This is a genomic window from Janthinobacterium sp. AD80 (genome assembly GCF_002878455.1).
In the GTDB taxonomy this organism is placed as follows: Bacteria; Pseudomonadota; Gammaproteobacteria; order Burkholderiales; family Burkholderiaceae_D; genus Janthinobacterium.
Genome location: NZ_NRDQ01000044.1, coordinates 22,658 through 46,529, shown reverse-complemented (window position 1 = coordinate 46,529; position 23,872 = coordinate 22,658). Strand labels below are relative to the sequence as shown.

Genomic DNA, 23,872 nt, shown 5'->3' with positions numbered 1-23,872 from the left:
ACATCGCGCGCAGAAGATACAATATCAGTGCTGTAAACGATACCCTAAATCACCGCAACTGTACACGGAAACCGTGATTTTTGAGCAAAAAGCGTTCCAGCAATGCGCCGCCGGAATGCCGTATGATGCCAGCTCCGCCGTCCCTTGCCGCTACCATGCCCACCCCGCCCGTCCCCCTTGATCCGCCTCCGCAGCCTCCCGGCAAACCGGGCAATGACGAGTGCTGCCACAGTGGCTGCACCTTTTGCGTGCTGGAGATGTACCAGGAAGACCTGGCCGCCTATGAGGACGCCCTGCGGGCATGGCAGCACCGCCAGGAAGCCGCTGCCGCTGCGTCCGCCAAAGGCAGCAAGCCCGCGCGCAAGAAGGCCTGACGGCGGCGGATAACACCGTGGCGCGGACAGGGCGCATGCGGCAATCCTGCTATAGGAGCAACGCCACCGCCCGCAACTGGCGTGGCAGTGTCCGTTGCGGCAGGGCCGCCGGGGCCGTGCGCATTCCAGGCTGGCCCTCACGGCGGTCAGCAGTTGCGGATCGCCGCCTTTTAAAAGCTTTCCCACTCATCGGCCGGTGCGCTGCTGCGCGCCGCGCTGACCAGCTTGCGGGGCGCCATTGTCGGCACCGTCGCAGTAACCGCCTTGACGGCCGGGCGCTGCTGTTTGACGGTCGCGCTGGCAGCGCCCGCCGCATGGGAGGCGTCGAGCTTGAAGACGCTGACCACCTCGCTCAAGCTGGCTGCCTGCTCCTGCATCGATTCCGCCGCTGCGGCAGCCTCTTCCACCAGGGCCGCATTTTGCTGCGTCACCTGGTCCATCTGGGCGATCGCCTGGTTGACTTGCTCGATGCCGGCGCTCTGTTCGCTGCTGGCAGCCGTGATTTCACTCATGATGTCCGTCACGCGGGTAATGCTGGCAACGATGTCATCCATCGTGCGGCCCGCCTGGTCCACCAGCCTGGAACCCTCCTCGACCTTCTCGACGGAATCGCCGATCAAGACCTTGATATCCTTGGCCGCCGCCGCCGAACGCTGCGCCAGGTTGCGCACTTCGGTAGCCACCACGGCAAAGCCACGGCCCTGCTCGCCTGCGCGCGCCGCCTCGACGGCCGCGTTCAGCGCCAGGATATTCGTCTGGAAGGCAATCCCGTCGATGACGGCGATGATGTCGACGATCTTGCGCGACGAGGCATTGATCGACGCCATCGTGCCCACCACTTCGCTGACCACCTTGCCGCCCTCGATGGCGATGCTCGACGAGCTCAGCGCCATGGTATTGGCCTGGCGTGCATTGTCCGCGTTCTGCTTCACGGTCGACGTCAGTTCCTCCATCGACGAGGCGGTTTCTTCCAGCGAACTGGCCTGCTCTTCCGTACGCGACGACAGATCCTGGTTGCCGGCGGCGATCTGGCTCGACGCCGTGGCAATGGTATCGGTGCCGCTGCGCACCTGTCCCACCAGGCGTTGCAGGCTGGCATTCATATCCTTCAGGGCCAGCATCAATTGCCCCGTTTCATCCTGCGACTGGATGACGATGTGCGCCGTCAAATCGCCCGCCGCTACCTGGCGCGCCACGCCGACGGCCTCGATCAGCGGACGCGACACGCTGCGCGCCACCCACAGGGCCAGCAGCATGCCGACGGCGACGATACCCACCAGCAGGCCGATCAGGGTGGCGCGCGCGGTGGCATAGGTCGCGTCGGCGCCGGCGCTCGAGCGCACGCCGCCGTCGGAGTTGATTGCCACCAATTTATCCAGCTCCACCATCATGTCCGTCATGACCTTCGCCGACTGGCCCACTGCAAGCGCGCGCGCCTCCTCCTTCTTCATCTCGCGCGACAGGCCCAGCATGGTCGCATGCAGGCGCATGAATTCATCGTTGAGCAGCATGAAACGCTCGAATATCTCCTTCTCGCCCGGCTCCGAAATCAAGGTACGGTATTTGTCACCGTCCGCCTTCAGCTTGCTCTGGGTTTCCGTCATGCGCGTTTCATTGAGCACCATGTCGGAATCCTGCGCGGCCAGCATGTGCGCCAGTTCCCAGCGGCGGAAATCGCTGACATCGCTGCGCATGTTCATGGCGGCCAGCACGCTGGGCATCCAGTTGGCCGACAGGTCGGTCGACGCGTCATTGATGCGCGCCATGGAAAAGATGGCCGACACGCCCAGCGCCGCCGTCAGCAGCAGCACGGCGCCAAACGACAAGATCAGCTTGATGGCAATTTTCAGATCATAGAACCATTTCATGCGTTGCATCCTTATTAGTCATACGGGACAAGACAGGCGCGTGCACCGGCAGGGCACGGCACAGCCCATGCAGCAAATGGACCGGCGCCACACAAGGGCATCCCGGCCGGCCGGCGGCAAAACCGCCGCCGCACCAGCACGCGACAAGCACACATGCCGGGACGCAAGTCAAATTTCCGCACTGCAACATTTTATCACTGCCGCTCCGGGCGCAGCATGGTTTGATCAGTTCACGCAGCCAAAGTTCGCTGGATGCCGCCATCGTGTCGCATTTTTGACAAACCACTGTTATTTCCGTGTGGAAATATTAAAAGCCAGCGTAGGAGTCGGATGACACGAGGCTATGTTCCTAGCCTACATAAGCGCGTCGGCTCATCCGATGTCGGCCTGCGCCTCCGCGTTTTATAGTGGATACAACATTCAGCACAACGCTAGCAAGCCAGAAAAGCAGCGCCATCCAACAAAATCAGAAGACGAGGCCATATCATGTACAAAGCTTATAGCAACCTGACACCAGCAACCAACAATGCCGTGCAGCATGACTGGCAAGCCGCCCCAAGCCGGGCGCCGGCTACGCCCATGATCAGCATCACTGGCGCCCAACAGAACGAATTGCTGCGCGCCTTGTCGCGCACCGATCTGGAACGCCTGTTTTGCCAGCTGGAACTGGTGGCTCTGCCTGCCGGCAAGCATCTGTTCGATTGTGGCGGCAAGATCGAGTACACGTATTTCCCGACCAATGCCATCGTTTCCCTGCTGTATGTCATGGAAGACGGCGCCACTACGGAGATCGCCGTGATCGGCCGCGAAGGCGTGGCGGGCGTGGTGCTGTATGAAGCCGAGCGCGCCACCTGCACGGCCATCGTGCAAAGCGCCGGCTACGGTTACCGCCTGAAAACGGCTTTCCTGCGTGAAGTGTTCCAGGAAGGGGGCGCCCTGGCGCAATTGCTGATGCGCTACACCAGTGCCATGTTTGCGCAAATGGCGCAGAACGTGGTGGGCGGACGCCATTGCAGCATTGAACAAAAGCTGTGCCGCTGGCTGCTCGACCGTCTCGACCGCTCGCTGTCGAACGAGCTGAAAGTCACGCAAGACACGATGGCCAACATGCTGGGCGTGCGCCGCGAAAGCGTCACCGTCACGGCCCGCAAACTGCAGGACGAAGGCTTGATCCAGTACCGTCGCGGCACCGTGGAAGTGCTGGACCGTGAAGGCCTGGAAGTGGCCGCCGGCAATTGCTACAAGGCAGCGCGTGCAGGCTTCGAGCAATTCCGCAGCGGTATCAGCGCCCACAATTAAGCACCAGCATCGGCGCGGCGGCAGGTGTTGCGGCAGGAATGCAACACCTGCCGCCGCTATTCCCCGCTTCACCTTGCCTTGCGCCAGTCCAGGCTCTATCATCCTCGCAGAAATTGTCTTTGGGAAACTTTGTTTCCTGTACGGCATATTTATCGCGTGTTTGAATAACGACTGGAGTCCGTAAGCATGAAACAGCAATACCTGATCGCCGCCTTGCTGGCTGGCATGTTCTGCGCAAGCCAAGCCCAGGCACAAATGGCCATCGCGGCCGACGTGGGCACGACGGGCGTAGGCGCCCACCTGAGCGTGCCACTGCAATCGAACCTGAATGCCCGTTTCGGCGTCGGCTTCCTGAACTACTCTTACGACTCCAGCACCGACGACGTCGACTACAAGCTGAAACTCAAGCTGCGCACCTTCGACGCCCTGCTCGACTACTTCCCCATGGACGGCGCATTCCGTCTGAGCGCGGGTGTCGTCTATAACGGCAATAAAATCGACGCCAAAGGCAAGCCGAACAAGACCGGCAGCTACACCTTGAACGGCAACACTTACACGGCAGCCAGCGCAGGCCAGCTGGACGGCACCATCGATTTCCGCAAAGTTGCCCCGTACCTCGGCATCGGCTGGGGCAACCCGGTCAAGGCAGCGGGTTGGGGAATTTCCAGCGATATCGGCGTGCTGTTCCAGGGTTCGCCAAGTACCTCGCTGCGCAATACCGGCTGCGACCCGCTGGTATGCGCCGCGCTGAAAACGGACGTGGCCGCTGAAAACGCGAAACTGGCCGACAAGGTCAAGGATTTCAAGGCTTACCCGGTGCTGCGCATCAGCGCGACCTACCGCTTCTAAGGCGGCCGCAAGCCTGCCAGGCTCGCACCCCAAGCACGCTGCGGCGTGCTTTTTTCATGCCTGCCAGCGACTTAAAACGTGCGTCACGGAAATAATCACCGTGATGTAATGTGCACCGCAACATACCCACTTTGATCTACCTCAAGGAGTATGCAATGAGCGGCACATTACGTGAGCAATTGATCGGCACCTGGCATTTGCAGTCCTACACGGAAACGGCGGTCGGCGAGTCGCAAGCCTCGTATCCGCTGGGCGAAGATGCGCGGGGCAGCATTTTGTATGCGCCCGACGGCTATATGTCCGCGCAGCTGATGCGTCAGGGACGCAAGGCCTTCTCCGGCGGCGACATTTATCAGGCCAGTGCCGATGAATTCCGCGATGCCGCCAGCGCTTACCTCAGCTATTGCGGCCCGTATCACGTCGATGAGCAGCGGGGCTTGCTCAGCCACTCGGTGGAATTGTCGCTCTTTCCCAACTGGATAGGCCAGGTGCAGCAGCGCGTCGCCCGCCTCGATGGCGATACCTTGCATCTGAGTACGTACAAGCCCATGCTGGCGCACGGACGCGAAGTGATCGCCCACCTGCACTGGAAACGCGCCGCGCCGCCCGCCCGTAGCGTTTAGTCCGCGGCAGGCAGGCCATTCGATGACGAGCCGTGTCGGCCGCCATCGGCAGCGCGGTGCACCGGCGCAAAGGCGGCCGGGACAGGGGCGCCGGCACGGCCAATGCGCGGCTGGAATAATCAGGCGCCCGGCACCACAGCCGTCTGCCGGCATGCTTTATCGATTGTTTTCCCTTGGCCGCAGGCGTGCGCCAGCGACCCGGTACAATATTGCCATCATTATGTTTCCGACTGAAAGATCCGATGAACGACATCAATTGCGAAGGGCTGCCGCACATCCGCGTGCTGGCAGGTGAAAATAAAAGCGGCCCCGTGTATGAAACCCTGCCCGCGCGGCAGATTGACGAGCACGTCTACGAACTGCTGGCCTCGCCCGGCCTGACCCTGAACCTGGCACGCGGCGACATCGTCAACATCGCCGACCCGCTGGCCCCGGCAGAAGTCCTGAAGCGCGGCGGCAACTTCTGCATCCAGATCTACGCCGATGCGCTGGAGCAATCCGCAATCGACCAGCTGGAGCGCGAAGTGCAAGAGCAGCTGGGCGGTACCCTGGATGGCCAGTACAAGGGCAACCTGGCCTTCAGCGTTCCTGGACATCACGGCATCTACAACGTCAACGGCCCCTTCGACGCCTTCCGCGAAGCAACGGGCGTCGAATGGTATTTCGCCAACATCTACGCCAACCTGGACGATGACGATGACGAAACCTTGCTCAAGTGGTGGGTGGATATGTAATCGCCGCTCATGCAGTCAGGGAGCAGGCGCCCGCCCGTCCTCGCCACCCGCCAGCGCCCCCTGCGGAGAAAAATAAACGAACTTGCCCGTGGCAGGCTGGTACAGCAAAGGCCCCTCGTCGGAAATGGCCAGCAAGCAAGGCCAGCATGCTGCAAGCGCGGCCGGTGTCAGTGCATAGGCGCGCGCCCGGCTGGCCATGAAAAAAACGGCTGCCGCCCCGGCAGCGTGAAAATGGGAAGAGAGAAACCTTGCCACGCGGCCATCCTGCGCCAAGTGTTCGCTGGAAACTGCATGGAACTCGGCCAGCCAGTCCGGCCCCGACACCGTCGTCCGCAGGCGGTGCCCCGCGCGCAGCTGCATGGGATGCATCTCGTCGGGACGGGCCGACACATGGCGCGTCCACAGTTGCGCCGCCGCATCGGACGTCAGCGCTTGCACCTGCGCCAGCGTCCGTGCCGTGACGGCGAAGTCGGCATCGAAGAATGGCCAGTCCGGCTCAGGCTGCAGCGGCCGGCCAGCGGCGCCGTCCAGGTTCACTATGATTGACATATCTCAAGGTAGCGGCGCAGCACCTTGTCCATGCCCAGCTCAAGGCATTCGACCATCAGCGCATGGCCGATCGACACTTCCAGGATGCCGGGAATATCCAGGAAGCGCGCCAGGTTGTGCAGGTCGAGGTCGTGCCCCGCATTCACGCCCAGTCCCAGGGCCTGCGCCCGCTGCGCCGCCTGCTGGTACAGCACAAACACGGCATCGGCCTGCGCCGTGTCATGGCTTTCGGCAAACCGTTCCGTGTACAGCTCGACCCTTTGCGCCCCCACTTCGCTGGCCCATTCCAGGGCCGGATAGTCAGCATCGACAAACAGGCTGACGCGGATGCCGAGCTCGTTCAATTCCCCGATGACGGGACGCAGCAACGCCGCCTGCCCTTGAATATCCCAGCCGTGATCGGACGTCAGTTGCCCCGGCAGGTCAGGCACCAGGGTGCATTGCGCCGGGCGCGCACTTTTGACGACCTGCAAAAATTCCGCCGTCGGATATCCCTCCACGTTCAGCTCGCGCCCCCGCTCCAGGCACAGGCGCTGCAGCGGCGCCACGTCGTCGTAGCGCGCATGGCGCTGGTCCGGGCGCGGATGCAGGGTAATGCCGGCGGCGCCCAGGTCGAGAAAGCGCGCGGAAAAGGCCAGCAGGTCGGGAAAGTTGCGGCCACGTGAATTGCGCAGCAAGGCGATTTTATTGACGTTGACGGAGAGCTGGGTCATGGACATGGAAAATGAGGACAGGCATCAGTATGAGCAGCGATTGTAGCTGATCGCCCAATGAAATCATTGCCTGCAGACAAGCGTTTCGCACAGTGGCCCAGGCATCCGACCTCATCAGTACGTGCTACCATGCAAGATGGACTCACCGTTTTCAATACATATCATGAAGTACACGCTATTCCTGTTTGACCTGGACGATACCCTGCTCGATTTCAGGGCGTCCGAAAAACGCTCGTTCATGCATACCATGCACACCCTGGGCCTGCGCGACGGCATCGATGCGCTGTTCACGCGCTACCAGGAAATCAACGTCGACCTGTGGAAACGTTTCGAATTGGGAACTGTCACCAAGGACTTCCTGAAAGTGGAACGCTTCCGCAAGTCCTTCCAGGAAAACGCCGTCGACCTGGACCCGGAACTGGCCAGCCGTGTATACCTGGAGTCCCTGCCCGATACGGTCGTGCTCCTCGATGGCGCCAAGCAAGTCTGCGCAGCGCTGTCGGCCATCGGCGAAGTGGGCATCATTACCAACGGCGTCGAAGCCATCCAGAACCGCCGCATCGCCGCATCCGGCCTGGGCGGCTACATCTCGTTCGTCGCCACCTCCGAAGCCTGCGGCCACGCCAAGCCGGACGTGCGCTTCTTCGAATATGCCACCAAGATGGCCAGCGCATTCAACAAGGAAACAACCGTCATCATCGGCGACCGCCTGGACGCCGACATCCTCGGCGCCAATCGCTACGGCATCGACAGCTGCTGGTTCAATCCAGAGCGCTTGGCGAACACATCGGCAGCCGTGCCCACCTATGAAGTGTCCAACCTGCTCGACATCGCAGCTGCGCTGGACGCGGTGCAAGTCAACTTGAAACAGGCTTGATCTCGATCAGGCGTGCGAAGTGACATGCGCGGGAAGCAGTGCAAAAGCGCCCGGCTTCTCGCGTACCATCAAGACTGCGCACCTTGAAGCGTATCCATGCCGACCTGCACTTTCCTGTTACGGATCGGGGCATTGCTCCTGTTGCTTGCCATGCTGGCCACGCAGCGGACCGCAAGTCCCGTGCACCGCTGCAGCAGCACAGCAGCGCCATCATGACGGCGCGCGAGCAGCGGATGCACCTCCTGCTGCCGGCAGCTTTGCCGGAATGCACGGTGCTGGCACAAGTGGCGTTTTCCGCCGGTGACAGCGAAGGCTGGGTAGACAGCAACCGTTTCGACCGCAAGGTGGCCGCTTTCGTCCTGTGCAGCCAGCAACTGCACGTCATCGCCGTCATCGAACTCGACGATAATAGCCACGCCGGACGCGAACGCCAGCACAGGGAACGCGACGCCATGCTCAAGCTGGCAGCGTACGCCGCCTTGCGCTACGCCCCCTCCCCACGCAACCGGCGCTGCGCGCCACTATCGGGCAACTGCTGAAGCAACAAACCGGTGCCCTGCCCGTCTGATGCCACACCACACCATCAATCGCGCGTCAGCACTTCCAGCAAGTCAATTTCAAAGATCAGATTGGCATGCGGCGGAATCAAGCCCACCTGCCGCTCGCCATACGCCAGCACCGCCGGCACCCACAGCTTGCGCGTGCCGCCCACCTGCATGCCTTGCAAGCCCAAGATCCAGCCCTGGATCACCTTGTTATTGCTCAGTACGCAGCGAAAAGGCTCACCACGCTTGTGCGACGAGTCAAACTCCGTGCCATCTTCCAGCCAGCCACGGTAATGCGCCGTGATCAACGCGCCCCGCGCTGCCGCCTTGCCATCGCCCACCACCTTATCTTCAATCTTCAGCTCAGCCGTCATGTCGTTTTCATCCTTCAACAAATCGCAATGCCGCGATTGTACGACAGCATAAAAAAAGCCCCGGCAGTGGCCCACCGGGGCTTCGATCGATTGCTGCAAATTCTGGTGGGCCTCCCGTGAGTCGAACACGGCACCAACGGATTATGAGTGCGTCTGGAAACCCCTCAATAGCCGTCACCACTAATAAAATCAATTAGTTAGCTTGCAGCAAGTCGTCATCGAACGTCAATAGACACCAATAAACTGGACAATAAGTGGACATCATCATTTATCATACTTCCCCTTGCTTAGCTCACCCTTCGTTTCGAGTAGGCGTACAAGAATACGATGCTCCTTCTCAAACTCCCTGAGCTCGTTATCCGCAACAACTTTGATATCTTTAAGCCTAGTAAATTCCGCACGGCGCTCAGCCTCGTTCGCTTTGCTATATGCGCTGTCAGCGTCCTCTTGACTCATCCCATCGCTCTGAAGACCAAAGGCAGCCATTTCTTCGTATTTCTGCAAGCAAGTATTTCGCAATTCCTGATACTTACGATAAAGCTCAATCCTAGTTTCCTTTTCGTAGAATTCTTCTGCCAATCCTAACAAAGCGATAGCAGAAAGACGGCTACTCACCTTCTCCAAGGCCACAAGAAGTGGCTCCTGCGCCTTCAAAATACTACGGTCGTCCATACGAGCATCCCTATTTAGTTGCCATATGGAATTATATTCCTTAGAAGAGAGGCTTGTACTTTGTGTGCAAAGTCGATTAGCCGGCCGGCATCGTCGCTGGCCGGGACGACCGGCCAAAACGCTCCTACATGCCGCCGTGACACGAAAAGGGTTCCGCTTCGCTCCAGCCCTAGCGGGCCTCAAATCGCCCTTTTAGGGTACGGTGACATCAAAGCAGTCTAGCAGAGCCACTATGATTGTTGCATCAAATTCGACCAGGGAACAATATCGAGGGTGCGAAAATGGGTAGCGATAGCGGCCAAGCGGCCCAGTGAAATCAGGGGTAAAAGCACCAAGTACTCCCCCCAAAAAAATCATTGGGCGCTTGAACCAATTTATTCGAAAGCGAAATTAGCTCAAAAATCTAGATGGTGACTGCGCCTTCATATCCCCCCATGGCATAAGCTTCATTCTGGGATACGTAAGGTAGAGCAACCGCCTGGAACGTGTTACGGCGACGAATGCGCTACGCCGCTCCTCTTCCATAGTTGGACCTGGCCGAGCACGAAAATCAGGGAAAGTTCCTTCGGACATTCCGGCTATGAAGACCACATCGAACTCCAATCCTTTGGCCGAGTGAACAGTCAAAAGCCCAACGCCGTCGCGACTTGCCTTTTGCGTCGAACCCAGCGCTTTACTACTCATGAAGTTCGTGAGCGAACGTCCGGAGCTTCCAGATCTTAAATATTGATCCCATTCTTGACGAAAAACGGCTACGTCCTCGTAGACGGCCCGACGTTCTTCTTCGTCTAAAAGATCAGCTCGGGAAATAAGGATGGCAAGCGACGGCATCAAGTCGAACTTTGCCGAAGTATTAACCATGGCTCGCGCCGCATCGAAAGCTGACCTTGCTTCGGGAGCAGTCGCCTCCTTTGCCATCGATTCCACAGCAAGCAGTGCATCAGATGCGATAGCAGGCGGCACTACTGACCATCGCTTAGCCAGCGCCGCGAAGTGAAGCATATCCCTCGGATTCGCCACGAGACGCAAAATTAGTTGGAAATCCTCCACCATATTCGATTCGTTCTCATGATTAGCAGTTAAGCGTTTGTACAGCGGCACACCACGCGCACGCAGCTCTTTTTCTACTGCTAATAATGCAAACCGCGTCCTTGCTAAGACAGCACAGCTTGAGGGCGAAATCATGCCTTCAACATCAGGATGCCCGCTCACACAAAGCTGCTGGATTTTGTCCACAATGATCTTCGCTTCGTCGTCAGCGTCGGAACCGACCATGACAACGCATTCGCCAACGACTGGGACTTGGCCCTCAACGTAATAATTAGAATCCAACGAACGAGCCTTGGCGACAACCGCTTGGGACGAGCGGAAGTTCTCACGCAGCTCGACACGAGTGGCTTTGAATTCGATCTCGAACTGCTCCATGTATTTGGGACTGGACGTATTGAAGCCGTAGATGGATTGCTTAGGATCTCCAACAAGCATTACATTGTTAAAGGTTTCGCCACACAAAGCACGCACGACTGCATACTGAGCCTCGTTCAAATCTTGGGCCTCGTCAATGCAAATGAACTTATACAGACGTTGGTAAAAATCAGCCAACTTCGGATTTTCCGCAAGTAAGCGATAGGTGAGCAAAAGAAGATCATCGAAGTCGTAAGCATTACAAGCACGCATGCCAGCGTCATATCCCTCCACTACCCTTCGCGCTAACGGATCCTCGATTACCGCATAGGTAATCGGTTGTCCTTTGATCTTCGATATCATTTGCAACCATTCATCGACCCTGCGTGCACGCTCTTTTGCCCCCTCAGTATTACCTATCTCCTGCTCTAACACTGGATCGTCAGATATGGCTTTCAGCAAAATATCCCTGCGATCCTTGAACTGTTCGAAAATGTTGGGCGTATCATCTACTCCGACGAATTTACCGCGCTCGGAGAGCATGTCTAGGCAAAAGCCATGCAAAGTACCAATGAACGAGCGGTTGCGAGCTTCGCCTAGGTCCGTTAATCGTTCGCGCATCTCATCCGCCGCCTTGTTGGTGAACGTTAGCGCCAAGACCCGAAAATGCCCAGGCACATTTGTTAACAAGTACCTTACTCGTTCTGTAAGCACACGTGTTTTTCCTGACCCAGGGCCAGCCACGACCAACAAAGGCCCATCAATATGATTGACTACGCCTGTTTGCTGTGACGAAAGTCGGATGGTCGAAGTGTTCATAGTTAGATGTCCTCCGGCGCAAGTGGCGCCTCAAGCTTTGCGATACCCTGTTTGGCCGCAATCACTTCAAATAATGCACGGATGTTAGGAGGAAACTGCCTCGCAGGATCTTTCAAGCTTGAAATTGTAGTTGCTAACGGCTTCGACAGTTTTGTCTTTGCACCATCCATCGCATCCTTGGTCGCACGCTCTCGCCCGCCAGCACTCTTATAGTCCTTAAATCCTCCTCCATTGCCCTTGGACTGCGCTTTGCCATGATGGATTTCAATATATTGATCTAGGAAATTTTCCTTACCAGACATCACGTTCAGTGCCACCTCAATTTCCTGCATGTAACCGTTCGCTATAAGGTGACTTTCAAAATTCTCACCATTTGGGACAATTTCAACATTCGAGCATTTCGCTGCTGTCTCACAGCCGGCTTTTTTCAACGCAGCTTCCAGCCGGGTGACCGGAATCGGCTCTCCGTCCGCCATGATGAACCAGGGAATACCCATACTCTTGGCAAGCCAAATAAATGGAAAGTAATTGTCACCGTTGACACGCACGAAACTGAATCCAAGCTCATGAATGCTCGCCCCCCAGTACGCCTTCGCCCAAATTGGTAGAGCTTGTTCTTCCGTCTGTCCTTCAAAGAGGATCACAGCCGTAGCAAACAAGAGATCTCCACGCGACTCGATGACGGTTTCTTGTAGCTGTCGAAGATGATCCGGATTAGTGAGCTGTTTTAAGTCCAAGCTAGCTACTGTCGTATCGCCACCTTGCTTAATGAACAACCTCAAATCGCTCAAAGCCGCCTGGCCTGCAAAATAAGGCGAATGAGTGCTAACAACACGCTGGCCTGTGATGGCCTTGATGTGCCCAAACAGCGACCGTTGCGCTTGAGGATGTAGATGTGATTCTGGCTCCTCTAGCGCCAATACCGAGTGGACCATATCGCCACTCTCCTTAACTTTTTTGTCACGCCAAGAGGCAAACGCACGGAAGACCAATAACGATGCCAGGCTACGGGTTCCCATGCCATGCCGCGAAAGAGGAAATGATTGCGCTCCACATGTGGAAAATGAAACATCAATACCTTTGGATAAATCACGCAACTGACGGGCAACGGGGGCGATGTCGATTCCCGCGCTATCGGCAGAAACGACGTTTTGTAGGTCAGAAAGCCCTGTCTTGAGGTGCTTAAGAACCTCACTCTTCTCCACGATTTGTTGATTTATTTGAGACAAGGTCGCCTCGATCTCTTCAATGTCAGCATGCTCCAGCCCCAGATCGTCCGTCATCCTCCGCCAAAATGATCCGGCCTTGCGCAGGTCGTCGTCAAGATCACGTTTAGCGTCTATGTAATGTAGCGCGATGGGCTCTAGCTGGGCAGCAGTGATAGTTTTTTCGTTCAACGGGGTTTCACGCCATGTATCAAACGATCGCCACTCCTTAAGTGGCTTGCGCTCAACCACATAGTCCCCCTTAGCGTCGCTCCAGGCCAAAGTCGTTCTGAATGCAATGAATTCAATCAGGTCCATTTTTTCGTCCATGTCTATAATGAACGAGCTTCCCCATAACGTGGTCCAAAAGCTGCCCGGCGGAAACGCCAGCGCACACTTACCGTCAGGCCCGATTGGGAATACCCGCACGTCCACGACCACTGTCCTATCCTTAGGTGCAAACGATTCCCCTGGCTCGACACGAATATCGTTCGCGCCTAAATTTTTGCGACCAGCACCAATGGCCGCGAACATCGCATCCAAAAAACTGGTCTTCCCAGCATTGTTGGCGCCAATCAATACGGTAAGGTCACCCAAAACAACTTCGATATTCGCTAATGATCGGAAATTGCTCACTCGGACATCTGTGACAGCTATTCCACTGCTCGTTGCATAAATCGACATGGTAGTCTTTCTTCCGTTTAGTGCAGTCACATTAGGGTCGCGGTCGGCTTCCCCCTCCGATGGTAAAAGGGTAGAAGCACGAATCAGCTTCAACACTGACGATTAGTATGAGGGTAAGCACTCCATTCGTCACCACGATACTAGAGGCCGTCACCTTGTTTTATCACAGTGGACGAAAAAAAGTGGTGCAAATATGTCACCTTTCATTTTTCTGGAAAAATAGGGTAAAGCACGAATCATCTCCAGTACTGACGAATAGTACGGAGGTAACCCCTTTAGAGCGGCGCAAGCGCAATGGAAAATAAGAAGAAAAGCACGAAGCGATGCTTCGAGAGGCCCTCTAAGCAGATTGATATCTTACCGGCGACGCGAAATTACTTTAGCGCGCTAAAGTATTGGCAGGTCAAGATTCCATGACTTGCAAGATCAAAAGGGGCTCAACTCCCGCAACGGCGTCCATCCTGATGGACTTAAACGTTACGGTGTAGCCAGTGCTTCAGGATCACCCAGCGTCAACCCAGGCTTCCCATCGAGAACACTCAGCTCATGATTGACTCACTTTAGCGCGCTAAAGAATCTGCGAACATCTCGCCACAATCAGAAAATTTAGCGCGCTAAACTTTACAGTTACTCGACTAGTACTTTAGCAGATACTACAAGCACAAGATCGGTCTGTTGTTTGCTTCCTGATGTAGTAGACCAAGAAGCCGGCAGGAAGCCCAGCCCGGACTTGGACTCGGACGACTGCATATCCTGCAAACCACCCAGCAGCATTACGTCACCATCCTTGAGACCTACTGTAGTCGTCAATTGACGCAGGATCAATGTAGGCGACCCAATAAGCCCGTTCGTATTGGCCTTGAAACTGCTGATCTGCGCATCCACGTCCAGGCTAATCTCTCCGCCTCCTAATACACGAGGCAAGGTGTCGATGATGACTCCAGAAGGCGTGTACACAATATTTTGAACCCGATTTCCGGCATTGTCGTTGCCACTGCTGGAAACGGTGGCCGTCTTGTCACCCACTGTCAACTTAAGCTTCGTCCGGTCGTATCCGATAAGACGACTGTTTGTAACCTGCTTGAAACGAGCGTCGCTGTTCAACGCATCAATGACCAATTCAAAGCGGGTGTTCTTCAGGCTAATGGCAGAACCCGAAGTGATTGTGCCGAGCGAGGCTCCAAGCTTGGCACCGAGGAAAGAAGCCGCCAATGAAATACCACGCCCAGTGCCACTACTGTTAGTGACCTCAATCCAAGACGCTGAGACGTCGACCATCTTTGCATGCGTGTCGAGACTGCGGCATAGCGAAAGCATCTTGGAAATAGCAGCCTTAGAGCCCGTCAGCACAACCAGTTCGCCAGCAACAGTTGCCGCTTTGGGACCGAAGCCAGCGGCGACCACGGTGGCCACAAATTCGCTGGTCCGATGCTTCGGTGTGAACAGTTCAGTCTCATCGTCATCCTTACGACCTTGAAAGCCAGCGCCTTCTAATAGTGCATGGCCATCACTATCTGCAGGCACGATTTGCTGACTATTGGTGCTCGGAACAGAGCCGATTGGAGGTACTACTGATGATGCCTGACCAGCGACATCAGACTGAGCAGTCAAAGCTCCCAGCCGGTTAAGCGTCAAATAGTACACACCATCCCGTACCGTCGTCTGAATGCCTTCGCGAGCAAGCAAATCCTCCACAAAGCGCGGAAGATCATCGCTGCTGATCGACTTCACGTCTATGGTAATCCTCCGATCAAGACTCACCACGTCCGGAGCTACAACGAAATCTCGCTTCATCATGCCTTTGAACATGGCCTGCCCGAACTGGACAATCGACACAGCATTGAAACTCAAAGAAACCGGCTCTGCTTTACCAAAGGCGAAAGCCGGGACTAATACCAAAATAGCGACAAGTATTTTCATTGTGCTCCGCCCTTCACCCACAGGCCCTCAGAAATCTCAGCTTCCCAGCCGGCGGGGCCGCTCTTGAACCTAAGTGGCGATACCAAGCGACCATCGGAGAGGACGACGCTGACTGAGCCAGCGTTCGAGAAATATCCCTTGCCGGTCACGGTTTCGGAGTATTTGACCGGTTGCGAAGCATCAGGCACGGCCTTTATAGGAGCAAAAAATAGTGGACCGACGTAGTGCGAACCTGACGCACCGAGCGCAAGGCCCAACAGTAGGGAAAATGCAAGGAACTTGGTCATATGTTTGTGTGGTGGCTTCGGTGGTGATGGGCGGGGTGATAGTAGATCGTAGTCGTGGGGGATACGAACGGGACCAACAAACCCCTCGCGCATCCCGACGCTGGCCTGCAAGTGCCAGCTCGACAGCACAGAATGAATGCCATGCGGGTAGCTATCACTGAACACCTGCGTGGTGTTGTAGACGTTATTGAGGTCGTCGCCGCGGAAGTGCCAACGGTCAGCGACGATGCCGTCAGGGGAACTCCCCAGACGCACAACACCAATGTGCAAGCGCGGCATAGACCCATTGCTATAACCGGCTGTGAGTAGTTGGACACCGGCCGAAACGAAAGGGATTTTCATACGATCAAGGCGACTCATACGCACGACGTACTCAAATAACGACTGACGCAATTGCTTGTCGATCTGGTCAATATTCTGGCAAATGAAGTAGACATCCCAACCGTACTTGCGGGCGTGAATACACCATTCCAGAATAGACTTGCGGCCCTTTTCCTGAAAGTCACGAGTATTCAACCAGGACGCGCACTCATCAAGAAATAAGGCACCGTTGTGCGACTCATCGAAACCAACCAGCAGCTTGGGTGACGGTGGAACGTACTCGAAGACTTTGTCACACGATTTGACAATAGGCTCAAACTCAATGAAACGGTTGCCAGAACCAATAGCGTACAGATCGGCCACGTCCGGCTTGTCGGGCATCCTTATAACAGTGGCACAGGACTGACCTGGCATCATGTGCTCAAGGAATACATCGCAATTTGTGGCCACCCGCTTACCCGAGCGCAGATAGTCACGTAGGAGCTTCATCGCGCCCTTACCCTTGCCGGACCCGAGCTTACCGGTAATAGCGTAGACGGCCATATCAGACCAGCTTATCTAAGATGGTCTTCTTATACGTGTACAGGGCGCAAGCGGCCCACACGCTGCAATACACACTGGCGAGTGTGTATGTCACCGGGTTAAACGCCAGGGACAGGCCCACAGCAAAGTTTGGATGCGACTGGCTGATGGTCTGAATGACGGGTCCACAAACAACGTTTGCGCAGACCTGGCCCGCGGCCCACAACGCAGCGACCATAGCTGTGAGCGTGGTGACAGCCCAAACGCGCATGCCGACTTTGGCGGTGTTCTCGAAGCCAAGATAACCAATGAGAGTTGCCCACATAATGTACTCCTAGTTGACGGCCAGTGCGGCCCGAATTTGCTGGACACAGCCCAGCAAACAGAAGAAAGCCAGGACGCCATTAATGAACGTCTGGAAGGTAGCAAGTGGCGAGCAGACATCCATCATCACTGCCCCGGAATTATTAGGGCTGTCGATCATGGGATTGACGCAAGCGGTGGTCGGAATTTTCGGTATGAACGACCAATTGAAGCGGCTCCAAACGACATCAATCAGCGACTGCGAGGAGGTATTTTTACTGCTGATGCTATCCGTGTAGTACCTCGTTAAATCAGTGGTAGCCTGATCAACGGGGGCGACAATTTGACAGCGCGGTTGCGAAGAACCACCGCATGCCGTGCTTGTGGTCTGCGCAGCTGCCGTTACTGAAAGAATGGCGCACGCCATCCCCATGACCAGCGGACAAGAAGGGAATCGTTTCATCGTCAGTCTCGAATAGCAGATTGAATCTGATTAACGCAGCCATAGACGCAAAGAACGCCCAGAACTGCATTGATAAAAAAGCTAAGACGAGCGAACCATTTACAGATATCCATGTTCACCGTAACGTTTCCGATAGGGCTTTTAAGAGATGGATTCTTGCAGGATGCGGTGGGAATCGGAGGAATGAATGACCAGTCGAACTGATTTGAATTGATGGAATCCATCTTACCTTTCATACCTGTATCGGCCGCCCTGTTGGCCGAGCTGGTGTCGTTCGACTTGATCCAAGTCGGATTATCACCATCCTCTTGAACACTGCAGAGTCCTTGCCCGGGACCGCCACAGCCCAATCCATTATCAGAATTCGGTGGCGGCGTGATGTTGACATGAACAATGGGATACCCCCCAGCACCAGGGTCATAAACGCCGGTATCTAAGCCGGTTTTGCTGCCGTCTTGTTTAGTAATGCCAATGTCGAAACCATTACCAGCGTTCACTCCAACCTCGACCGTCTTGGAGCCGTCGGCGGACGACAAGGTGAGTTTTGCCGCGTCTGTGATACCGTCACAGGCAGGGTTTGCCTTATCCGTCATGAACAACTCCGTACCAGCGTCAAACAGTACTTCACACGTAGTATCAGTGGGTTTTTTAACCTTGCTGGCGTCAGTCAAAGAACACTGATAATTTCCTCCAGCATCCTTGCCAGCAGCAACATAACCAGAATCACAGGCCAAGGTCACATCTGTAGCCAAATCGTATAAGTAGGCGACGCTGATGTGACACTCAGCATTACTGTAGCAAGGAGTAATACTCATCGTACTAATGTACTTTTGGCCATTAAATTTCTTCAGATACTGCTCCGTTGCGGAAATAGGCAACATGCATTCCGCATATTGCTCATTCTCCTTAGGCACACAGGTAGTTTGCAGAGCCACAAACGGGATTGCCTTCGGCAAGGCTGGGAATTTTTGAGGTACAACTTCTATGCCAGTCACCAATCCTGCAGCATAGGAGGCGTTGTATTGGGCGCGCCGTACATTGGCATCTCCACCTGCTACACCAACGCCATTGTCGCGTGGTGATTGAATAAGCACACCGACTTCATAAAAGCCAGTAGGAACGCCTGGTACGCTCTGTCCGGTAGGTGGAGGCCCTTCACCAGAAGCAGCAATGATAGGTTTTGGCGTCACATCACGCTTCCCACTTCCTGCAGCTGGATCGTTAAATTTTTTCGGATCGGGATTCTCTCGCTTCGTATCAGGTTTCAGGCTGACTGTAATAGCAGGCTTCGGTTGGTGGGTAGAAGCAATTGGAGTCTTACTAGTGCATGGGGCACTGAAGGCAAATTTATTGCAGTCCCACCACAGAATCGCACTTATGATGCCAGTCTGGCCCGCGATCAAATCACCAATAAGAATAGAGCCGCCAGTCAGCTCAAGCAGCCAAGCAGCGATGACGGGAACAATAGCTTGTGACCGCATAGGCACGATTAACAACGCAGCAGAAACAAAAGCTACAGCGACAATTTTCTTGATAGATACCATAAGAAGAAGCCCATAAAAAACGGCCAGAGTCGTTAAACGCTGGCCGAGGGTGAAATCGGGACGGTGGATTAACCGGCTTTGCTAAAAGCCTTCTTCATCATCTTGATGCCCCAGAAACCGCCAGCAACCAACACGGCGACGGCAAACGCAGCGGTGATGTAGGTCTGCGCTTGAGTGGACAGCGCGGTGATGGCATCAACGCCTGGGTCGCCAGCGGCGAAGGCAGCGCCAGTAGCGGCCATTGCGGAAGCGGCTGCCGTAGCTTTTTGAACGATTGCTTTCATGTGTAACTTTCTAAAAAATGCCGTTATTAAAACCCCGGTTTGGCGACGCCGAGGAGTGCTGCGGAAACTTTACCGTGACCAGTCATGTTTTCAATCAAGCGACTCGATAGCCTGACGCGCGATACGTCGAATCGCACCACCTGCGTATCCCAAACCAAACGCGGTGAGGCAGTAGCCGACAACCTGATAGATACTCATTTGTGGTCCACAATGCGATGAATGACGTACTTAACAAGATAGACGGCGGCGACAAATAGTCCGGTTAGGAATAGGATCGGCCCGAGCGACTTGAGCAGATAACTCATCGTTGGCCTCCCGCAATCCAACCAAGAGCGAAGAGAACCACGACAGAGATGCTGATCAGTATTTCTGGCGTTACTGAATCCATTTGCACACCTCCGTGCATAAAACCTGCGACACAAAATATCCTTCGTGACAGTTCACAGAGGCGGTATCGCAAGCTTCGTCATAACCATCAAATTGACCGGCTTCATGAAGCCATCGCGTAAATCCAACGTCCCCCTGGATAGGAAGCAAAAAGCATCCTGATTCCTTGTCCTGGACTACAAACTTAACCCCCGCCTCATGCGGCAACATGCTTGGCACCCGGCGTAGCAGCCTTGGCTGCCTCAACCGGGCGCAGCGAGTGAATTACAGTTTTTTGGAGCTTGCCGTTCGTGACGATTTCCATTTCGGCCAAAGCCATGAAAGGAAACGCATCGGCGAGGTGCTTGTATTTCTGATATTCGTCTGCTTTGCCCAGGCCATACTCTGCGCAAGCAGTTCCCATGGCAGAGTCCTTGCTGTTGTCCAGCGCCGTTTCGACATACACTTTGGTGCTGTCGTAAGACTGGCCGTTCTCCATGGTGCCCTTGCTGAACTTCATGCCAGTTACTTTGAGTGTTGAGCTAAATTTCATGTTTTATCCTAGGTATTTTTTGAGACGGCCTACAGACGAGCCCGTTCCCCATTGAGGCCAAAAAATGGGGGGCTAGATGGAAAATGAGCGAAATCTGAAACGACTGGTTTTGCCTGCTTATGGATCGGGACAGGCCCTGAATCGTGAAAACTCAGGAACGGTTTCATACGCTTAGGAAATGCGTTTTCGTCTTTGTTAGTGATCAGGTCGAGCGTCTCCAGATCACCAAATAAGGCACGAAACACGCGAATGTATTTGCCAAATTGACGTTTTGTGATCGCAATCGAATCATCGACAGTAATGTGCTGTGCACGAGCTTTTACCGCCATACGTTCCGGCGTCTCCGTAGTACGGAAGGCGGTAAAGCATGGATATGCGCCGACGAAAAATTTGCTAGGATTTAGCAAAATCAGTGGGTTAATAACGGTATTGGTGTTCTTGAACTCCACTTCACAGCGACACCAGCTTGATTCCTTATCGCCTTCTTTTTTACCTTTTTCATAGAAGCGACAAAACTTAGATGACACACGTTGACCAATGGTCAGCGTCCGCCCTTTTCCACTAGGGCGATCCCAGTTGCCAAGCTTCTGAATTTCAGGCGGGCGACCGCCCTTTTTGAAGCTACAGCCACCATCTCTCCATTGCTGGTAAGCCCAATCCACCGATAAGTACGAGCCGTCAAAGTCGTCATGTGCGAGGTCGATTCGAGAAATCGAGGGCCGGATGGCCACTTGAGTTAAGAATTCATAAAGACGCTTTTCCCAGTCTGCAAGTGCATTCGTGCAGCCTTGTCCTGATAGCATGATCAACATGGTCCGGTTTTGCTTTCCGAAGCAGACAAAGCCCATGCCATCGCCCAGGACCCACGAATCGGCATACCAGTTCAACTTCATACCTCTATGCGTGGTAACGCCGAAACCAAAAATTTTCTCAAGTTGGCGACTGGCCTCTTCGACATACTCTTCATCGGTAATTAGTGTTCGTCCTGCTGTCTTTGACCACGTGTCTTCTGATACTGTGAAATTTAACCAGTCAATCACGCAGCACTGAGCTGATGACGGAAGACGGACCAGCAAGGTCTTGGTTTCACCCTTCCCGGTCAGCACCAGTTCCACCTCACCAAAATCTTCCTCACAAACGCTTTCCCAATGCTCAGGTTGGGCGCCCTCTAGGTTTTTCCCCATGTTATTAATGGGGGGGCATTCGGTGGCGCTTACATGCGCTATTTTCGGCACTAACCGGGCGTTTTCGGCAATCGCGCTGCTCCGCGCCGCCAGCGCTGGCGCGCTGTCAGCTCGGTCAGCGCGACCTGGCGAAGGTTCGCCGACGCCAAGTAATCCAGACTTTAGATTTCGAGCCGAAGACCGACCGGAAGCATCAATGTATGCCTGCACGGATGCATCAAAATCGCTAAACTTTGTGCTCATGAGAACTGAGCCTCAACACATCGTTGCTGAAGTAGCGCGATATTGATCAGTGACCGCTTGCCGATCTTTATGCAAGGTAAATACCCACGAGCAACCATTGCTTCAACCGTATCCATAGTCAGGCCAGTAACCTGGGCAAACTGCCGCCGATCCATCACAGGACAGAACGCCACAGATGGCGGCTGAAAATTTTCAAGTTTAGGAATGTTGCCCATGTATCTTTCTCAGAAATTCGAACCTAGTAGCCCATACGAAAAGCATGGTCGCGTCGCAATGCTTTCCAAGCACTTGGTTAGCAAGCATAATAGGCAAACACGACCACCAATACGGTTTAATTTACCAATTAAACGGTAAAATTTACCGCCAACTCGGCAAATATACTAGGAGAGATTCCCTATGTCAACATCCTTAAGCTCAGATGATGATGTTTTAACAATTACCGTTGACGATCGCCTTCGGTTATTGCTTCAACAATTGACCGGTGGAAAGGCAGATTGGAAGCAGCTGGAAGAGCGAACAGGCGTGTCAGCAGAAAAATGGAGGAACTTCCATCGAGGACAAACCAAGGCGTCGGTTGAGATGCTGGAACGGACCAGCCAATGCTGGCCCGAATATGCGTTCTGGCTGGTGACTGGTGTGAGTGATTGGCAACATGGGCACAGCCAGCCCAACATGACTAAAAAGGTTCGATTGCGAACTGCAGCTAAAGACCTGTTCCTAAAACAGCTGGAAGAACGTCGCTTACTGCAAGACAAGCTTTGGACTGATGAAGATCTAAAAAAATACCACTCTTTGCATACCCATCTTGCGTTAGGCGAAATAGCAGAGGCCAACGCGATCAAACTTGATGAAGCAATTCATCGTCAAATCAAACATTGGTATGACATCGTTGTGGACATTGACGAGCTACAACGAATCCGAGAAGAGCAAGAAACCACTCTCGAACAATTTGAAACTACCGAAGCAAATAAAGAAATGTTCTAACAACCACAATTCATGACAATTAGAAAAACTACATTAGGGTGGTTAGTAGATACCCGGCCGGAGGGGGCTACAGGCAAGAGATATCGTAAGTCTTTTGACACGAAACGGGAGGCGTTGGAGTACGAGGCATGGCTAAAGACAAATGCAACTCAAACTCCTGGATGGCAGCCGGCAAAGCGTGACGTTCGCAAACTTACTGAATTAATTGAAATTTGGCACAGCCAGCATGGACGCCAACTGTCCTCAGGTGAAGACACATACAGTCGCCTAAAGAAGATGGCAGAGGCCATGGGGAACCCCTACGCAGACAAAATGACGGGGGAGCTATTTGCACAGTATCGTGCCGTTCGCATTGAGGCGGGGATTTCAGCCAGCAGCATGAACAGGGAAAAGAGTTACCTGCAGGCTATGTTCAACGAGCTCGCTCGGCTGGACATATGGAAGGGAGAAAATCCGCTTCAAAAGGTCAGGTCATTTAAGATCGCAGAGCGAGAACTATCGTTCCTCACATACGATCAGATCGACCTGCTATTTGCTGAGCTTAAGAAAGGGCGCAACGAACATGTGCACATGATTTCGCAAGTGTGTCTAGCAACTGGTGCCAGGTGGAGCGAGGCTGAAACACTGAGACGTCCACAGGTGCGAAATGGACTGATTCAGTTTGCGCTAACCAAGTCTAAAAAAGTGAGAGCTGTGCCGATCGATGCGGATCTCGAGGCAACCCTTGATGGTCACTATCAGAAGCATTCTTCGACAATTGGGGACGAGCGCTTCTTCAGCACCGCTTACTCAGCATTTATTGAGGCATTGAACAGGACCGGCATAATACTTCCTGCAGGACAAGCTACGCATGTGATGCGGCATACCTTCGCAAGCCACTTCATGATCAACGGCGGCAATATTTTGGTCCTGCAAAAAATTCTTGGCCATAGTTCCCTGGCGATGACCATGCGCTACGCGCATTTATCCCCTGACCACTTGATAGAGGTTCGTACACTCAATCCGCTATCCAAATGGAAAAATGCACAAATTTGCGGTTTAACGGTGGCAGCCGAGGCGACGTCTGAATGCATAGCAATCGAAGCTCGTTCCCTACTATAGACATTTGACGCAACTTGAGCAGATCATTTGGCATCAAAGCTGTCAGGTTGAATTATTAAAGTATCTTGACAGCCAAATACTTCCTTATTTGGAGAAGAGCGTACGAGAAATTCGTATGGGACAAGATACCCCGCACTTGCCTCAGAACGAGCGCGTAAGGTATCCATAGTGAACCGAGCACGCCACCTACGCGAGCTATCCAATTTTT

General features: G+C 54.5%; 26 protein-coding genes. 9 read left to right on the top strand and 17 right to left on the bottom strand.

The genetic code is table 11. From position 1 onward, the window contains the following. Window positions 1-122: 122 nt before the first annotated feature. Entirely contained in the window at window positions 123-374 is a 252-nt protein-coding gene (locus tag JaAD80_RS10950; RefSeq protein ID WP_102294267.1) for an oxidoreductase-like domain-containing protein, read from the top strand. A gap of 170 nt (window positions 375-544) precedes the next feature. Here the strand turns inward: JaAD80_RS10950 and JaAD80_RS10945 are convergent, their stop codons facing one another. Continuing rightward, the gene (locus JaAD80_RS10945; RefSeq protein ID WP_102294194.1) at window positions 545-2,242 is read right to left on the bottom strand and encodes a methyl-accepting chemotaxis protein; all 1,698 of its coding nucleotides are present in this window, start codon (window positions 2,240-2,242) and stop codon (window positions 545-547) included. Between the two features lie 579 nt (window positions 2,243-2,821). Between JaAD80_RS10945 and JaAD80_RS10940 the strand changes: the two genes are divergently transcribed. The 4 genes from JaAD80_RS10940 to JaAD80_RS10925 all read left to right on the top strand — a co-directional run bounded on the left by JaAD80_RS10940 (window position 2,822) and on the right by JaAD80_RS10925 (window position 5,747). Next, on the top strand, window positions 2,822-3,541 hold the full coding sequence (locus tag JaAD80_RS10940; RefSeq protein ID WP_102294266.1) for a Crp/Fnr family transcriptional regulator: 720 nt from the start codon (window positions 2,822-2,824) through the stop codon (window positions 3,539-3,541). Between the two features lie 186 nt (window positions 3,542-3,727). Then, the gene (locus JaAD80_RS10935) at window positions 3,728-4,390 is read left to right on the top strand and encodes a hypothetical protein (RefSeq protein WP_180979376.1); all 663 of its coding nucleotides are present in this window, start codon (window positions 3,728-3,730) and stop codon (window positions 4,388-4,390) included. Between the two features lie 155 nt (window positions 4,391-4,545). Then, window positions 4,546-5,013, top strand: coding sequence for a lipocalin-like domain-containing protein (locus JaAD80_RS10930; protein ID WP_102294193.1), 468 nt, complete (start codon window positions 4,546-4,548; stop codon window positions 5,011-5,013). Between the two features lie 242 nt (window positions 5,014-5,255). Further along, window positions 5,256-5,747 (top strand): DUF4265 domain-containing protein, encoded by a 492-nt coding sequence (locus JaAD80_RS10925; protein WP_102294192.1) that lies wholly within the window; start codon window positions 5,256-5,258, stop codon window positions 5,745-5,747. Between the two features lie 15 nt (window positions 5,748-5,762). On the opposite strand, the gene JaAD80_RS10920 is transcribed toward JaAD80_RS10925, so the two are convergent. Beyond that, complete coding sequence (locus JaAD80_RS10920) at window positions 5,763-6,296, bottom strand: DUF2947 family protein (protein ID WP_102294191.1); 534 nt, start codon at window positions 6,294-6,296, stop codon at window positions 5,763-5,765. Then, window positions 6,284-7,009, bottom strand: a complete 726-nt coding sequence (locus JaAD80_RS10915; RefSeq protein ID WP_102294190.1) for a pyridoxine 5'-phosphate synthase — start codon at window positions 7,007-7,009, stop codon at window positions 6,284-6,286. The genes JaAD80_RS10920 and JaAD80_RS10915 overlap by 13 nt, the downstream gene beginning before the upstream one ends. 163 nt (window positions 7,010-7,172) lie before the next feature. Between JaAD80_RS10915 and JaAD80_RS10910 the strand changes: the two genes are divergently transcribed. Both JaAD80_RS10910 and JaAD80_RS10905 read left to right on the top strand, forming a co-directional pair. Next, the gene (locus tag JaAD80_RS10910) at window positions 7,173-7,886 is read left to right on the top strand and encodes a YjjG family noncanonical pyrimidine nucleotidase (RefSeq protein ID WP_102294189.1); all 714 of its coding nucleotides are present in this window, start codon (window positions 7,173-7,175) and stop codon (window positions 7,884-7,886) included. Window positions 7,887-7,969: 83 nt separating this feature from the next. Then, window positions 7,970-8,425: a DUF2726 domain-containing protein gene (locus JaAD80_RS10905; protein ID WP_146012353.1), complete on the top strand. Its 456-nt coding sequence runs from the start codon at window positions 7,970-7,972 to the stop codon at window positions 8,423-8,425. A 44-nt stretch (window positions 8,426-8,469) separates the two neighbouring features. Here the strand turns inward: JaAD80_RS10905 and JaAD80_RS10900 are convergent, their stop codons facing one another. From JaAD80_RS10900 to JaAD80_RS10850, 14 genes are all read right to left on the bottom strand, one after another. After that, entirely contained in the window at window positions 8,470-8,805 is a 336-nt protein-coding gene (locus tag JaAD80_RS10900) for an FKBP-type peptidyl-prolyl cis-trans isomerase (RefSeq protein WP_102294264.1), read from the bottom strand. A gap of 264 nt (window positions 8,806-9,069) precedes the next feature. Beyond that, on the bottom strand, window positions 9,070-9,477 hold the full coding sequence (locus tag JaAD80_RS10895; RefSeq protein WP_102294187.1) for a hypothetical protein: 408 nt from the start codon (window positions 9,475-9,477) through the stop codon (window positions 9,070-9,072). Window positions 9,478-9,867: 390 nt separating this feature from the next. Then, window positions 9,868-11,700 carry an ATP-dependent helicase gene (locus JaAD80_RS10890; RefSeq protein ID WP_102294186.1) on the bottom strand — a complete coding sequence of 611 codons (1,833 nt, stop codon included), beginning with the start codon at window positions 11,698-11,700 and terminating at the stop codon, window positions 9,868-9,870. A 2-nt stretch (window positions 11,701-11,702) separates the two neighbouring features. Then, complete coding sequence (locus tag JaAD80_RS10885; RefSeq protein WP_102294185.1) at window positions 11,703-13,589, bottom strand: ATP-dependent endonuclease; 1,887 nt, start codon at window positions 13,587-13,589, stop codon at window positions 11,703-11,705. 627 nt (window positions 13,590-14,216) lie between these two features. Beyond that, window positions 14,217-15,509, bottom strand: a complete 1,293-nt coding sequence (locus JaAD80_RS10880; protein ID WP_102294184.1) for a type II secretion system protein GspD — start codon at window positions 15,507-15,509, stop codon at window positions 14,217-14,219. Next, window positions 15,506-16,660: a zonular occludens toxin domain-containing protein gene (locus JaAD80_RS10875; protein WP_102294183.1), complete on the bottom strand. Its 1,155-nt coding sequence runs from the start codon at window positions 16,658-16,660 to the stop codon at window positions 15,506-15,508. Before JaAD80_RS10875 ends, JaAD80_RS10880 begins: the two co-directional genes overlap by 4 nt. Window position 16,661: 1 nt before the next feature. After that, entirely contained in the window at window positions 16,662-16,964 is a 303-nt protein-coding gene (locus JaAD80_RS10870) for a hypothetical protein (protein WP_102294182.1), read from the bottom strand. 9 nt (window positions 16,965-16,973) lie between these two features. Further along, window positions 16,974-17,405, bottom strand: a complete 432-nt coding sequence (locus tag JaAD80_RS30300; protein WP_146012352.1) for a hypothetical protein — start codon at window positions 17,403-17,405, stop codon at window positions 16,974-16,976. Between the two features lie 2 nt (window positions 17,406-17,407). After that, window positions 17,408-18,949 (bottom strand): hypothetical protein, encoded by a 1,542-nt coding sequence (locus tag JaAD80_RS30295; protein ID WP_146012351.1) that lies wholly within the window; start codon window positions 18,947-18,949, stop codon window positions 17,408-17,410. A gap of 68 nt (window positions 18,950-19,017) precedes the next feature. After that, window positions 19,018-19,233 (bottom strand): major coat protein, encoded by a 216-nt coding sequence (locus JaAD80_RS30290; protein ID WP_146012350.1) that lies wholly within the window; start codon window positions 19,231-19,233, stop codon window positions 19,018-19,020. Between the two features lie 301 nt (window positions 19,234-19,534). Next, entirely contained in the window at window positions 19,535-19,621 is an 87-nt protein-coding gene (locus JaAD80_RS31975) for a tail virion protein G7P-2 (RefSeq protein ID WP_219891698.1), read from the bottom strand. A 195-nt stretch (window positions 19,622-19,816) separates the two neighbouring features. Continuing rightward, complete coding sequence (locus JaAD80_RS10860; RefSeq protein WP_102294180.1) at window positions 19,817-20,152, bottom strand: hypothetical protein; 336 nt, start codon at window positions 20,150-20,152, stop codon at window positions 19,817-19,819. Between the two features lie 29 nt (window positions 20,153-20,181). Continuing rightward, window positions 20,182-21,579, bottom strand: a complete 1,398-nt coding sequence (locus JaAD80_RS10855) for a replication initiation factor domain-containing protein (protein WP_258002930.1) — start codon at window positions 21,577-21,579, stop codon at window positions 20,182-20,184. Continuing rightward, window positions 21,576-21,794: a hypothetical protein gene (locus tag JaAD80_RS10850; protein WP_070346269.1), complete on the bottom strand. Its 219-nt coding sequence runs from the start codon at window positions 21,792-21,794 to the stop codon at window positions 21,576-21,578. Before JaAD80_RS10850 ends, JaAD80_RS10855 begins: the two co-directional genes overlap by 4 nt. 181 nt (window positions 21,795-21,975) lie before the next feature. On the opposite strand from JaAD80_RS10850, the gene JaAD80_RS10845 reads away from it, so the two are divergent. Beyond that, window positions 21,976-22,563, top strand: a complete 588-nt coding sequence (locus JaAD80_RS10845) for a hypothetical protein (RefSeq protein ID WP_146012349.1) — start codon at window positions 21,976-21,978, stop codon at window positions 22,561-22,563. Between the two features lie 12 nt (window positions 22,564-22,575). Then, window positions 22,576-23,664: a tyrosine-type recombinase/integrase gene (locus tag JaAD80_RS10840; protein WP_258002929.1), complete on the top strand. Its 1,089-nt coding sequence runs from the start codon at window positions 22,576-22,578 to the stop codon at window positions 23,662-23,664. The last annotated feature ends 208 nt before the right edge of the window (window positions 23,665-23,872 follow it).